The 13750-nt window shown below is 64.9% G+C and carries 14 protein-coding genes; 3 read left to right on the forward strand and 11 right to left on the reverse strand.

Annotated features, from left to right (window positions below):
* Window positions 1-45: 45 nt before the first annotated feature.
* From ACEN2S_RS04990 to hmgA, 8 genes are all read right to left on the reverse strand, one after another.
* On the reverse strand, window positions 46-1356 hold the full coding sequence (locus tag ACEN2S_RS04990) for a TRAP transporter large permease (RefSeq protein ID WP_441863188.1): 1311 nt from the start codon (window positions 1354-1356) through the stop codon (window positions 46-48).
* Window positions 1353-1799: a TRAP transporter small permease gene (locus ACEN2S_RS04995; protein WP_441863191.1), complete on the reverse strand. Its 447-nt coding sequence runs from the start codon at window positions 1797-1799 to the stop codon at window positions 1353-1355. Before ACEN2S_RS04995 ends, ACEN2S_RS04990 begins: the two co-directional genes overlap by 4 nt.
* Complete coding sequence (locus tag ACEN2S_RS05000) at window positions 1796-2806, reverse strand: TRAP transporter substrate-binding protein (RefSeq protein WP_441863194.1); 1011 nt, start codon at window positions 2804-2806, stop codon at window positions 1796-1798. Before ACEN2S_RS05000 ends, ACEN2S_RS04995 begins: the two co-directional genes overlap by 4 nt.
* Window positions 2807-2904: 98 nt before the next feature.
* On the reverse strand, window positions 2905-3105 hold the full coding sequence (locus ACEN2S_RS05005; RefSeq protein ID WP_441863196.1) for a DUF2783 domain-containing protein: 201 nt from the start codon (window positions 3103-3105) through the stop codon (window positions 2905-2907).
* On the reverse strand, window positions 3102-4658 hold the full coding sequence (locus tag ACEN2S_RS05010; protein WP_441863199.1) for an FAD-dependent monooxygenase: 1557 nt from the start codon (window positions 4656-4658) through the stop codon (window positions 3102-3104). Before ACEN2S_RS05010 ends, ACEN2S_RS05005 begins: the two co-directional genes overlap by 4 nt.
* A gap of 21 nt (window positions 4659-4679) precedes the next feature.
* Window positions 4680-5630 (reverse strand): MBL fold metallo-hydrolase, encoded by a 951-nt coding sequence (locus ACEN2S_RS05015; protein ID WP_441863202.1) that lies wholly within the window; start codon window positions 5628-5630, stop codon window positions 4680-4682.
* A gap of 3 nt (window positions 5631-5633) precedes the next feature.
* Entirely contained in the window at window positions 5634-6875 is a 1242-nt protein-coding gene (gene fahA, locus ACEN2S_RS05020) for a fumarylacetoacetase (RefSeq protein WP_441863205.1), read from the reverse strand.
* Window positions 6872-8236, reverse strand: a complete 1365-nt coding sequence (gene hmgA, locus ACEN2S_RS05025) for a homogentisate 1,2-dioxygenase (RefSeq protein ID WP_441863207.1) — start codon at window positions 8234-8236, stop codon at window positions 6872-6874. The genes fahA and hmgA overlap by 4 nt, the downstream gene beginning before the upstream one ends.
* A gap of 169 nt (window positions 8237-8405) precedes the next feature.
* Here hmgA and ACEN2S_RS05030 point away from each other — a divergent pair, with 169 nt between their 5' ends.
* Complete coding sequence (locus tag ACEN2S_RS05030) at window positions 8406-8855, forward strand: MarR family winged helix-turn-helix transcriptional regulator (protein WP_441863210.1); 450 nt, start codon at window positions 8406-8408, stop codon at window positions 8853-8855.
* Window positions 8852-9469, forward strand: coding sequence for a maleylacetoacetate isomerase (gene maiA / locus ACEN2S_RS05035; RefSeq protein ID WP_441863213.1), 618 nt, complete (start codon window positions 8852-8854; stop codon window positions 9467-9469). The genes ACEN2S_RS05030 and maiA overlap by 4 nt, the downstream gene beginning before the upstream one ends.
* A gap of 121 nt (window positions 9470-9590) precedes the next feature.
* On the opposite strand, the gene ACEN2S_RS05040 is transcribed toward maiA, so the two are convergent.
* Genes ACEN2S_RS05040 through leuC form a run of 3 tightly spaced genes read right to left on the reverse strand, consistent with a single transcriptional unit; the run spans window position 9591 to window position 12533 of the window.
* Window positions 9591-10499: an alpha/beta fold hydrolase gene (locus ACEN2S_RS05040; RefSeq protein WP_441863216.1), complete on the reverse strand. Its 909-nt coding sequence runs from the start codon at window positions 10497-10499 to the stop codon at window positions 9591-9593.
* A 4-nt stretch (window positions 10500-10503) separates the two neighbouring features.
* A complete protein-coding gene (leuD, locus tag ACEN2S_RS05045) occupies window positions 10504-11109 on the reverse strand; it encodes a 3-isopropylmalate dehydratase small subunit (protein ID WP_441863218.1) in 606 nt (201 codons plus the stop codon).
* Window positions 11106-12533 (reverse strand): 3-isopropylmalate dehydratase large subunit, encoded by a 1428-nt coding sequence (gene leuC, locus ACEN2S_RS05050; RefSeq protein ID WP_441863221.1) that lies wholly within the window; start codon window positions 12531-12533, stop codon window positions 11106-11108. The genes leuD and leuC overlap by 4 nt, the downstream gene beginning before the upstream one ends.
* 142 nt (window positions 12534-12675) lie before the next feature.
* On the opposite strand from leuC, the gene ACEN2S_RS05055 reads away from it, so the two are divergent.
* On the forward strand, window positions 12676-13554 hold the full coding sequence (locus tag ACEN2S_RS05055) for a LysR substrate-binding domain-containing protein (protein ID WP_441863223.1): 879 nt from the start codon (window positions 12676-12678) through the stop codon (window positions 13552-13554).
* Window positions 13555-13750: the final 196 nt, after the last annotated feature.

Consider the following 13750-nt stretch of genomic DNA (forward strand, 5'->3'; position numbering starts at 1 on the left):
GTTTTGGCGAAACGGGGGCCGCAGCCCCCGCCCCATGTCACGCCCCTATTGCAGCATCCACAGTGAGATGATCGGGAAAGCCACGATCAGGGTGATCCGCACGATATCGGCGACCCAGAACCACAGGATCCCGCGGAACATCGTGCTCAGCGGCACATCGGGCAGCACCGAGCGCAGCACGAAGACATTCATCCCCACCGGCGGGGTGATCAGCGAAATCTCGGTCGCCACCACCACGATCACCGCGAACCAGATCAGCGCGGTATCGGGATCGGCCAAGAGACCAGTGCCGAAATCGAGCTGATAGATCAGCGGATAAAAGACCGGCACCGTCAGCAGGATCATCGACAGGCTTTCCAGCACCGTGCCAAGCAAGAGATAGATCACCACGATGATCACCATCACCGTCCAGGGCCCCAGCCCCAGATGATAGACGAGGTCACCGAGTTCATCGGGCAGCCCGGCGAAGGTAACGAAATTGCCAAAGATTTCCGCGCCGATGATGATCGCAAAGATCATCGCCGAGGAAATCGCTGAATCTCGCAAAGCCTGCCAGAGCGCAGAACGGCTCAGCCCGCCGACCACGAGGGCGATCACCACGGCCGCCGCCGCGCCCATGCCTGCGGCCTCGATCGGGGTGAAGAAACCGCCGTAAATCCCGGCCATGATAAAGGTGAACAGCGCCGCCGTCGCCAGCACCCCGATCAGATCCCTGCGCGAGATCGGCAGCGGCGCGGTGACTTCGGGCGCCAGTGACGGATTGACCCGCACCGCCACCACCACCGCCACCAGATAGAGCACGATCCCCAGCACCCCGGGAATGATGCCTGCGATGAACAGCTTGCCAATGTCGCTTTCGGTCAGGAGACCAAAGATGATCATCACCACTGAGGGCGGGATCAGAATCCCCAGCGTGCCGCCCGCGGCAATCGCGCCGGTGGCCAGACTGTCATGATAGCCAAAACGCCGCATCGAGGGCATCGCCACCTTGGACATCGTTGCCGCCGTCGCCAGTGACGAGCCGCAGACCGCCGAGAACCCGCCACAGCTCAGGATCGTCGCCATCGCGAGGCCGCCGCGCATGCGGCCAAAGATCCGGTCCGCCCCGGTGAACAGCCCCTGCGCGATGCCGGATCCGGCCAGAATATTGCCCATGAAGATGAACAGCGGCACGACCGAGAGGGAATAACTCATCCCGGTCTCGAACACCGCATTGCCGACCATCGCCCCGGCGGCATCAACGCCGCGCAAGGCCGCAAAGCCCGCGCCGCCCACCAGCGCCATGGCAAAGGCAATCGGCACCCGCAGGAACACCATCACCAGCAAGACGGCAAAGCCGATCAGTGAAATGGTCATGTCGGTCTCCGAACCACGGCGATCACCGCCGACACCAGACAGCTTGCAATGCCAAGCACACCGAGCCCCCAGAGTGGCAGGCCAAGGCCCGCGGTGCGGGTGCCCGCCGCGAATTGATCCTCGGTCAGGATGACCAGACGAAAAGCGAAATAGAGAAGCACTACCCCTGCCACCGCACCGCCCAACCGCCCCAGCGTCCGAGAAACGCGCTCGGGCAGCAGCGGCACCAGGAGGTCAACCTCAACATGGCCGCCCGCCGCCGTGGTCAGCGGCAGAGCGACAAATACCAGCGCGCCCAACAAAACCTGCGTCACCTCAAAGGCACCGCTCAGCGGGCTGTTGAACAGATAGCGCCCGATGACATCGGTGCAGGTGACGAGGACAAGCCCCGTCACCAAAACCGCTGCGACCAGTTCGAGCGCGAAACGCGCCCGATAGATCATTGCGCGACACCCGTCATCTGGCGGAAGCTGGCCAAGGCGGCGCGCCCGTCATAGCCCTCTCCCAGACTGTCGGCCCATGCGCCTTCAAGCTCTGCCGCCCGGGTACGGATGGCCGCGACCACTTCGTCGCTGGCCGGGTCTACCTCCATCTTGCCCTCGGCGGCTGCCACGCCGATCTCATCGGCTTTGGTCCAGGCCTCGCCCACACGTTTGGCGAAGGACAGCCCGGAGAGGGCGGTGATGGCCGCCTGATCCTCGGGCGAGATCGCATCCCATTTCGCCTGATTGATCACAAAGAACCAGGTGGTGTTGTAGATGCCGCCCGGCAGTTTGGTGGTGTATTTCAGGTAATCCGCAAGCTTGAACGAGGCGATGGCATCATAGGGAAAGGCCACCCCATCGACGACCCCGCGCGAGAGTTTTTCATAGACCTCGCCCGAGGCCATGAACAAGGGCTCGACCCCGAAACCTTTCAGCAGATCAGCCACATAGCCCCCCGGCACCCGGATCTTGAGACCCTCGAGGTCTTTCAGATCTTTGATCGGGCGCTGGTTGTTGTGCAGCATGCCGGGGCCGTGCATGAACAGGCCCAGAAGATGCGTGCCTGCATGTTCCTCGGCGGCGCCCAGCTGTTCGGTGTAGACCGTCCAGAAGGCCTCGGAATTGGTCACCGCATCATCGCCCAGAAAGCTGAACTGGCCGATCCGGGCGCGCTTGAAGCGGTCGTCTTCGGTGAAGGAATGCAGGCCATAGGTGATGTCGGCAATATCGTCGCGCGCCATGTCGAAATGCGCGGGCGGGCTGCCCAAAGGCTTGGCCAGAACCCGGACCGTCACCCGTCCGTCGGTGGCCTTCGCCACCTCTTCGGCCCAGGGCTTGAAGGCATTTTCCACGATCGGGTGCCGGGGCGGCAGCCAGCTCGACAGCACCAGCTCTTCCGCAAAGGCCGGAAGCCCGCTGGCCAGCGCGAACAGCCCGCCGATCAGGGTCGCTTTCAGTTGTTTCATCCTATCCTCCCTCCAGAGTCTACGCACCGGTCTCCCTCCGGGTTGCGTGCCGCGGGGCGTACCCGCTTTATTAACATGTTAAATAGATGCTTTGCCTGTCAAGACGTTTCCGCGCAACGGGCGGCCAGCGCCAATGCCTGCTCAATAACCGTCATTTCGCCGATATGATTCATCAGGATAAGGATCAGCCGGGCATTCAGTGCCTGGCTCTGATCCGGCGTCAGGCCCTTATGGGCGGCGATCAGTGCGGCATAGGCGGCGTCAGAATCGGTGATGTTCTTTGCGGTGATCAGGCTCATGCCCGGCCCTCCCAAATGGCGGTGACCTCGGCGGTGACCGCTGCCGCCTCTGCCCGCTCCCAGCGCGCGGCAATCACCTGATCGGGGCGCACGAGGTAGAGCGCGCGTTCGGCCTCCCCCAGATAGCGGGCGCGGATTTCGGGCGTCAGATCGGGCGCCAAAACCCGCAGGCCGGTGCCCTCCGGCGCTGCCTGACCCAGCGCAAGCAGCACCATCTCACCGCCAAGCGCGCTCAGCAGCCAGTCATTGCCAAGCGGCGCATCGGGTGCCACGGCCCCCGGACGCGCCAGGGGCGGCAAGTCCTCCGCATCCGGCGCCGCGGGCAGCGGATAGACGCAGGGCACCGACAGACGCCCCGAATTCACCATAGGGCGCGCAAAATCCACCCGATTGGCAAGCGCCAGAACCGCATCGCGGAACCACCGCTCTGCCCCCTCTGCCGGTGACATGAAGCGGGTCGAGCGCGCGGAATTCAGGATGTTCTCATCCGAACCATAGGTCCGCTCTGCATCATACCGGCTGAGCAATGCGGCGGGCGCACGGCCCTGCACCACGGCCGCCAGCCGCCAGCCCAAAGCATCCACATCCTGCAACCCGCCATTGCCGCCGCGCGCCCCGAAGGGCGAGACGACATGCGCGCTGTCACCGACAAAGATCACCCGGCCTTGCACGAAATTCTTCAGCCTGCGGCACTGGAACGTGTAGATCGAGGTCCAGTCGAGGGTGAAATTGCGGTGCCCCACGACCTTTTCGATGCGCGGAATGATCCGCTCGGGCCGCTTTTCCACCTCGGGATCGCTGTCCCAACCCAGTTGCAGATCAATGCGGTAGATGTTGTCGGGTTGCTTGTGCAACAGCGCCGATTGCCCGCTGTGAAACTCGGGCTCAAACCAGAACCAGCGCTCTGACGGCATCTCAGCCTGCATTTCGATGTCGGCGATCAGAAAGCGTTCTTCAAACAGCTCCCCCTCAAATTCCAGCCCCAGCATCTGCCGCAGGGGCGAGCGGGCACCGTCGCAAGCCAGAATGTAGTCGGCCTGCAGCAGATAGGTTCCGTCCGGGGTTTCCACCGAGACCTCTGCACCCGCATCGGTCTGCGACACCCCCGTGACCCGGTTCTTGAACCGCAGATCGATCAGCGGGTTGGCCTCTGCCGCCGCCGCCAGATATTCCTCAACATAATATTGCTGCAGATTGACGAAGGCGGGCATCTTGTGGCCCGGCTCCGGCTGCAGATCAAAATTGAACACCTCGGCCGCGCGGTGAAAGGTGCGCCCCACCTTCCAAGTGACGCCCTTCTCCACGCAGGCCGCGCCGACGCCCAGACGGTCGAGGATCTCGAGCGAGCGTTTCGCCCAGCAAATGGCCCGCGACCCCACGGAGACGACATTATTGTCATCGAGCACCACCGAGGCCGTGCCGTGGCGGGCCAGTTCCAGTGCCGCGGCAAGGCCGACCGGCCCCGCCCCGACAATCACCACCGGATGCCGCGGTTCCGGGCCGGTCAGGCCCGGGGGTGCGACATAGGCGAAGGGCTTGTGATCGTAAGGCATGGTCTCCTCCCCTCGCCCGGCTCAGCCCTGCAACGCCGCCCACATGTCCAGATCGCGCTGCGCGGTCCAGACGCGGGGCGTGTCGATGCCGCGCGCCTCGTCATAGGCACGGGCGACGTTGAACGGCAGGCAATGCTCGTAAATTGCGTAGTCCTTGAATTTCGGGTCGCATTCGGCGCGCACCGCATCCCAGGCCTCTTTCAGGCTACCGCCGCGCGCCACCACCCGCGCCACCGGCTTATAAGTCGAGCGGACGAAATCTTCGGTGGCGGCGAGGGCCTTGGCGACCATCTCTTCGCCCACCAGCGCATCGCCCCGGCCCGGCGCAATCGCCTTTGGCTCAAAGGCGGCGATATTGGCCAAAGTGTCGGCCCAATCGCCAAAATGCCCGTCGCCGCAATAGCAGGCCGAGTGATATTCGACGATATCACCGGTGAACATCACCTCCTGATCCGGCACCCAGATCACCGCATCGCCCGCCGTATGCGCCCGCCCCAGCGTCATGATGTCGACCCGGCGTTTGCCGAGATAGACGGTCATGCTCTCGCTGAAAGTGGTGGTCGGGCGGGTCAGGCCGGGGATTTCCTCATGCCCCTGAAACAGGCGCGGAAAGCGGCCGAACTCGCTGTCCCAGTCTTCCTGCCCGCGCTCTTCCACCATGGCGGCGGCCGCGTCAGACATGATGATCTCGCGCGCGCCGTAGGCCGAGGCGCCGAGCACCCGCACCGCATGGTAATGCGTCAGCACCACATGGCTGATCGGCTTATCCGTCACCGAACGCACGCAGTCGATGACCTTGCGCGCCAGACGCGGGGTGGCCTGCGCCTCGACGATCATAACAGACTCGTCGCCGATGATGACCCCGGTATTGGGATCGCCCTCGGCGGTAAAGGCATAAAGCCCCGCGCCCACTTCGGTGAAGCTGATCTTTTTCTCGCTCATATCGCCTTGCGACGCGAATGCCTTGGCCATGTCTTACTCCTTCGCCCAAGCGGGCAGGTCTGCGGCGGGCAGGATCTGCCCCGCACAATTCCCAAATCCGATGCGATAGCCCGGCCCCTCGGCCGCGCCGCGCAGGGTCAGCCTGTCGCCGTCCTGCAGGAAGGTGCGCGTCTCGCCGGTGTCCAGCGTCAGCGGCTCCTTGCCGCCCCAGCTCAGTTCCAGCAGGCTGCCGCGGCTGTCAGGTCTGGTGCCCGAGATCGTGCCCGAACCCAGCAGATCGCCCACCCGCATTGCACAGCCCGAACTGGTGTGATGCGCCAGTTGCTGCGCGGCGGAATAATACATCTCGCGGTAATTGGTGCGCGAGATGACGGTTTCGGCGCCACCCTCAGGCGCAAGGCCCACCTCCAGCGCGATGTCATACAGCATCGGCCCCGGTTCGCGCAGATAGGGCAAGAGCGGCCGCTCGCGGTCGGGCGTGCTCACCCGGAACGGCTCCAGCGCGGCCGTGGTCACGATCCAGGGCGAAATGGTGGTGGCGGTCGCCTTGGACTGGAACGGACCGAGCGGCTGATACTCCCAAGCCTGAATGTCGCGCGCCGACCAGTCGTTCAAGAGCACATAGCCAAAGATCATCGCATCCGCTTCGGCCACCGAAACCATGCCCGTCGAAGGTTGGCCGACAATCGCGCCCATCTCGAGTTCCAGATCGAAGCGGGCCGAGGGGGCGAGACGCGGCAGCGCCTCATCCGGGCCCTTCACCTGCCCCCAGGGCCGGGGGACCGGCGTGCCCGACACCACCACCGAGGAGGCGCGGCCGTTATAACCGATGGGAATGCTCAGCCAGTTCGGCGGCAGCGCATTTTCCGCGCCACGAAACATCGTGCCGACATTCACCGCATGGTTCTTGCCCGCGTAAAAATCGGTGTATTCGGTGACCGTGAAGGGCATCAGCATCGCGGCCCCCGCCTGCGGCAGCAGATGCGGCTCAACACTTGCACGATGCGCCTCGTCCGAAAGAAGCTCGGTCAGCCGCGCGCGCAGCGCCGCCCAGACCTTTGGCCCCGCCGCCATCACCGCATTCCACGACGGATGTGCGAAAAGCTCCGGGTCGAGCCGGTGATCCACCGCCGCCAGATCAAGGATCTGATCGCCGATCGCCACCCCCATCCGCGGGCCCGCCCCCGCATCAAACACCCCATAGGGCAGGTTGTTCAGCGGAAAATCGGTGGTCCCGCTGTTGGCGCTGGCCACCCAGCTGCGCAGAAGAGTCATGGCTTCAACCCCGGGGTTCCGTCAAATTTCTTGTCGAGGCTGTCCCAGCACTCGACATAATCGTCCTGCAGCGGCGCTTCGGTCGCGGCGAAGGCGGTCAGATGCTGCGGGAACCGCGTCTCGAACATGAATTGCATGGTTTCGGCCTGATAGACCGGCACCATCGGCTCGTTCGAGGCATGTTCAAAGGCGTTGCGGTCCGGCCCATGCGGCAACATCATGTTGTGCAGCGAGATGCCGCCCGGCACGAAGCCCTTCGGTTTGGCATCATAGACGCCGTAAATATTGCCCATCATCTCGGACATGATGTTCTTGTGATACCAGGGCGGGCGGAAGCTGTGCTCGGCCACCATCCAGCGGTCACGGAACAGCACGAAATCAATATTGGCGGTGCCTTCCTGCCCCGAGGGCGCGGTCAGGACCGTGAAAATCGACGGGTCGGGATGGTCGAACAGGATCGCGCCCACCGGCGAATAGGTGCGCAGATCATATTTATAGGCGCAATAATTGCCGTGCCAGGCCACCACATCCAGCGGTGAGTGCCCGATAAAGGTCTCGTGGAACTGGCCGCACCATTTGATGACCACCCGGCTTTCCACTTCGCGGTCCTCAAACGCCGCCACCGGGCATTTGAAGTCACGCGGGTTGGCCATGCAATTCGCGCCAATCGGGCCACGCCCGGGCAGATCGAATTTCTGACCGTAATTCTCGCAGACAAATCCGCGCGCCGGACCCTCCAGCACCTCAACGCGGTAGACCAGCCCGCGCGGCAAGATGGCGATTTCCTTTGGCTCGAGGTCGATCACCCCGAGTTCCGTGCAAAACCGCAACCGGCCCTCTTGCGGCACCACCAACAGCTCGCTGTCGGCCGAATAGAAATATTCATCCTCCATCGAGCGGGTGACCAGATAGACATGGCTCGCCATGCCGATTTGCGTGTTCACATCGCCCGCCGTGGTGATCGTGCGCATCCCCGTGATCCAGGTCAGCGGCGCCTCTCCCACCGGGATCGGATCCCAGCGGTATTGCCCAAGGCTGATGACGTCGGGATCAATGTTCGGCGCCGATTTCCAATAGGGCATGTCGATCTTGTGGAACCGCCCGACATGTTTGACCGAGGGGCGGATGCGGTAGCACCAGGTCCGCTCATTCTGGCCGCGCGGCGCGGTGAAAGCGGTGCCCGAAAGCTGCTCGGCATAGAGCCCGTAATTGACCTTTTGCGGCGAGTTCTGCCCCTGCGGCAGTGCACCGGGCAGCGCCTCGGTCTCAAAATCATTGCCAAAGCCGGGCATATATCCCGGATGCGTCCCGGTCCCGTCCGTCGCGCGGATCATGCCGTCCGGCAGCGTCTGATGTGTCATCGGTGAACCTCCGTCAATGCCGCAAATCGTCTGAGCGGCCTTGGCGGTTATTTTTCGTTGCACGTGCAACGATGTCAAGTTATTTATTGCATCTGCAACGAACACCCCCACAATGGCGGTCAGAAATGCCCCGCCCCATACCCCCTTTCACCCCGCGCAAGGATGCCTGATGACCGCCCGAGAGCCTGTTTTACCTGAGTTTGACCTGATGGGATTCACGCCCTACCGCCTGTCCGTGGCGGCGCAGGCCCTGTCAGAGCAACTGGCGCGGCATTACCGGACAGATTACGGCATTTCGATTCCGGAATGGCGGGTGCTGGTGCATCTGGCCCATTCCGGCGATGTCTCGGTGCGCGACATCGAGATCCGGGTGGCGATGGAGAAATCCAAGGTCAGCCGGGCCGCCTCGCGGCTGGAAACGGCGGGCTATATCGTCAAACGGGTGAACGACAGCGACCGGCGGCTGGTGCAGCTGGCGCTGACCCCGAAAGGCCGGGCGCTGATGGCCGAACTCTTGCCCGTCGCTTTGGCGTTTCAGGCGGAACTTGCCGCGCGTCTGGGGCCTGCGCTGGCCATGCTGGAGGTCGGGCTCGATCAACTCCTCAAGGACCAGACATGATCCGGCTGCACGATTATTGGCGCTCATCTGCCAGCTACCGGGTGCGGATCGCGCTGGGGCTGGCGGGGCTGGAGTGGCAGAGCCTGCCGGTGGATCTGGTCAGCGGGGCGCAGAGCACGCCCGACCATCTGACGCGCAATCCGCAAGGGCTGGTGCCGGTGCTGGATATCGACGGGCAGAGCCTGACGCAATCGCTGGCCATCATCGAATATCTGAACGAGACGCGGGGCCTTGGGCTTTTGCCCGAAACGCCCCTCGCGCGGGCAAGGGTGCGCGCGATGGCGCAGGCCATTGCCGCGGATATCCACCCGGTCTGCAATCTGCGCGTGGTGACCTTCGCGACCACACATTCGCAGGGCGCAATCCGCACCGAAGACTGGATGCGCGCCTTTATCGGGCCCGGGCTTGCCGCCATCGAGACGATGGTGGGCGACGGCACCCATTGCTGTGGCGCCGGGGTGACGCTGGCCGACCTCTGTCTGGTGCCGCAACTCTACAATGCCCGGCGCTGGGGGGTTGATCTTTCCGCGATGCCCCGCCTGAGCCGCATCGGTGCCCATCTGGAAACATTGCCCGCCTTTGCCGCGGCCCATCCCGACCGGACACCCCGCTGATACGCGCCCGTTTCCGACGCCCTGCCACCGCCCCCGGGGACCAGCCCGCCAAAGCGCGCGGCTTTGCGCGCCGCGCCGGCTGCCGCATCTTTCGGCATGAACCGGGAGAGCGCGGGGCCGGTCAGCCGCCGAAAAACCGGCGAAACTCCGCGAGCACCGCTTCGGGGCGTTCCTCCTGCAACGTATGCCCGCAGTCGATCGCCCGGCCACTGACCGTCTCCGCCTTTTCCCGCCAGGTCGCGAGCACGTCATAGAGTTGACCGACCGTCCCCTGCGCGCCCCAGAGCGCGAGCACCGGTGCCGCAATGCGCGCCCCGGCATCGGCGGCGTCATGCTCAAGGTCAATTCCCGCCGCCGCACGGTAATCCTCGCAGATGGCATGGCGGGTCGCCGGATCCCGGTAGCAGCGCAGATATTCCTCGAAAGCGGCGGGTTCGGTTGCCCCCGGCGTCCTGTTCTGGCCGTCAATGTGCTTGCGCAGGAAAAATGCCGGATCAGCGCCGATCATCGTCTCGGGCAAGGGGAATGGCTGGATCAGGAAAAACCACCAGAAGTAGCGGGTGGCAAAGACCTTGTCGGTCCGCGCATACATCGTTGCCGTCGGTGCGATGTCCAAAAGCGCCAGCCGCTCGACCGCCTCGGGGTGGTCAAGCGCGAGCCGGTGCGCCACCCGTCCCCCCCGGTCATGCCCGGCCACGGCAAAGCGCCGATGGCCAAGCGCCGCCATCAGCGCGACCGGATCCCGCGCCATCTCGCGCTTGGAATAGGTGACGTGATCCACCCCGCCGCCGGGCTTGTCGCTGTCGCCATACCCCCGCAGATCGGGCACCACCACGGTGAAATCGCGGGCCAGCGCCGGGGCGATCTTGCGCCACGTCACATGCGTCTGCGGATGCCCGTGCAGCAACAAAAGCGGCTTGCCCTGCCCCGCGATGGCAAAGCGGATGCGGGGGCCGCCGTCCGGCTGAAAGTCGCGCAGCGCGAACCCTTCGAGAAAACGGGACGGGCCACAATCCCTGAAATCTGCCATGCGTTCACCTCAGCCATGGCTGTGCGGCGAAATGACGGTCCTGAAAGGCCAGGATCTCGTCGCGCCAGCGCAGCGTCACATCAACCGTATCCTGCCCCCCGAGCAGCTGCGCGCGCAAGCCCGCCTCGATCTCAAAGCGGACATCCCCGCCCCCGTGAGTGATGCGGCAGGCCTCGAGATCGACAGTCAGTTCAAGGCCGGGATGCGCTTCGGCCGCCTGCATCAGACGCGCATGCGCCGCCGCGCCAAGGCTCAGCGCAGCAAGCCCGTTCCGGCCACAATTGTCAAAGAAGATCCCGGCGAAACTCGTGCTGATCAGCGCCCGGATGCCGTATTGCGCCAGCCCCCAGACCGCATGCTCGCGGCTAGAGCCGCATCCGAAGTTCGGCCCGACAATGAGAAAACGCGCGCCCGCCGCCGCAGGAAGGTTCAGCGCGAAATCGGCACGTTCGGCCCCCGCGGGATCAAACCGCAGATCGTGAAAGAGACCATGGTCCAGACCGGTCCGATCAATACCCTTCAGAAACTGTTTCGGCATGATCACATCGGTGTCGACATTGGCCGCAGGCAGCGCGACAGCACCACCGGTCACGCGGATGAAGGGCGTCATCTCACAATCTCCGGGTCAAGGGTGCGGCTGTCGGTGAGATGGCCGCGGATTGCCGCGGCCGCCACCATGACGGGGCTCATCAGATGCGTGCGGGCACCGCTGCCCTGACGCCCCTCAAAATTGCGGTTGGTCGAGGAGGCACAGCGCTCGCCCGGTCCGAGGACGTCGTCGTTCATTGCCAGACACATGGAGCAGCCCGATTGGCGCCATTCGAATCCGGCCGCGCGGAACACGGCGTCGATCCCTTCCGCCTCGGCCATGCGGCGCACGGCGCTTGAGCCCGGCACGACGATGCCGCGCACGCCGGGCGCGATCCGGCGGCCCTTCAGGATACGGGCGGCATCGCGCAGATCCTCGATCCGGGCATTGGTGCAAGAGCCGATGAAAGCATGGCCGATGCTGATCCCCTCGACAGGTTGCCCCGCTTCGAGTCCCATGTAGCGCAGCGCGCGCTGCAAGTCGCCGCGGCGCCCGGCATCGGGCTCATCCGCCGGATCGGGGAGCCTGTCACTGACGGCAACCGCCTGATCCGGGCTGGTGCCCCAGCTGACCATCGGCGCGATGTCCTGCGCCGCCAAGGCGACCTCGCGGTCAAACACCGCATCCTCATCGGTGACCAGACCGCGCCAGACCGCAACCGCAGCGGCGCGCAGAGCGCCCTGCGGCGCATATCTGCGCCCCTCGAGATAGGCGAAAACCTTGTCATCGGGCGCGATCAGCGCGCCGCGCGCACCGCATTCGACCGCCATGTTGCAGATGGTCATGCGGGCCTCGACCGAGAGGGCCGTGATTGCCGTTCCCGTAAATTCAATGGCATAGCCAGTGGCGCCCGCCGCCCCGATCTGGCGGATCAGCGCCATGACGATGTCCTTGGACCGCACCCCGGCCCCCAGATCGCCCGTCACACGAACCCGCATCGTCTTCAGCCGCGTGTAGACAAGCGTCTGCGTGGCGAGGCAATGCTCGATGTCAGAGGTGCCAATGCCGAAACCAAGTGCCCCAAGGGCGCCGTAGGTGGTGGTGTGGCTGTCGCCCGCACCGATGACCATGCCGGGCAGAACCCGGCCGGTTTCGGTCATCACCACATGCTCGATCCCCTGCAGCGGGTGCAGCACATCATATAGCTCAATCCCGAATATGCGGCAATTCTCGGCAAAATAGCGGGCCTGACGCGCGGCGGCTGCGTCTGGCATCGCGGCACCACGATCGGCCCGCGAGGGATTGACATGATCCACCGTTCCCAGCGCCGCAGCGGGCCGCCAGACCGGGCGCCCAGCCGCGCGCAGGCCGGTGAAAGCTTGTGGCGAAGTATACTCATTCAGCACCGTCCGGTCACTGTAAAGCAGGACCCGCCGCCCCGCCGGATCGAGCCGACGCACCGTATGGCTGTCGACGATTTTGTCATATAATGTACGCGGTGACATCGGGTATCCCTTCTTCGTCTGCCCTTGGTGATACCGCAGCGAACAGGTTTTTCATCATGCCGATCCGGCACCAATCAGAACCGATATTGTCCGACACCGGAGACGGAAACCGGCACCCCGCCCGGGCATCAGGGAGCAGGCGATGAACGAGATCTGGATCGCGGATTTCCTGACACTCGCAGAGACGCGCAACTTCTCGCGCGCGGCGGCGCAGCGCAATGTGACCCAGCCCGCCTTCGGGCGGCGGATCCGGGCATTCGAGGCGTGGTGCGGCCATGCGCTGGTCGACCGCACGACACACCGGCTGGAGCTGACCGCCGCCGGGGTTCTGGTGCTTGCGGCCAGCGAAGATCTGCATCGGCGCATCGGGCGGTTGCGCCACGCGCTCGCCGCGCTCGAAAGCCACGCGAACACCTTGACCTTTGCCGCGACCCAGGCGCTGTCCTTCACGTTTTTTCCCGGCTGGATCGGCCCGCTCAGCGCGGGTGCCGCCGTGCACCTGCTGGCCGACAACATGCAGGCCTGCGAGCGGATCATGGAGGCAGGTGCCGCGCAGTTTCTGCTCTGTCACACGCATCCCGCGATGCCTCTCGATCTGCCGGGCGAGCGGTACCGGACCCGCAGCATCGGGCAGGATCACCTCGTGCCCGTGGCCGCCTTGCGCGATGGGGTGCCGCTGCACCGGCTGGAGGCAGAGGCCGCGCCCCTGCTGCGCTTTGACGAGAAATCGGGTCTTGGCCGCATCCTCGGGGCCGCGCTTGGCCCCGCCCTGTCCCAATTCGACCTGCGGCCGGTCTTCACCTCGCATGTGGCCATGGCGCTCAAGCCGATGATGCTGGAAGGGCGCGGGATCGCCTGGCTGCCGCTGAGCCTGTTGCACGATGACATCGCCGCGGGCCGCTGCGCCGTGATTGGCGACGCCGCCGTGCAGATCGGGCTGTCGGTGTCGCTCCTCCGGCCGCGGCACCGCATGGCCCCGCTTGCCGAAGCCTTCTGGTCGCGGATCCGCGAGGCCAGCTGACGCCCCGCTCCGCGCGCCGCGGCCGGAAAGCGCCAGTCTCCGGCTTCCCTGCGCCCCGGGGCAAGAGCCCGCCCTCAGCGCCGCGCCGCACCCCGTGACCCGAACCCGTCTTGCGCGAAACCCGCCGGATCAACCGCGTTGCGAACGGCGGCCCGCACCGGAACGGGCGGGTGTTGATTGTTGCATCCAGATGCAA

The organism is Phaeovulum sp. W22_SRMD_FR3 (assembly GCF_052113705.1).
Classification (GTDB): Bacteria; Pseudomonadota; Alphaproteobacteria; order Rhodobacterales; family Rhodobacteraceae; genus JBGQOG01.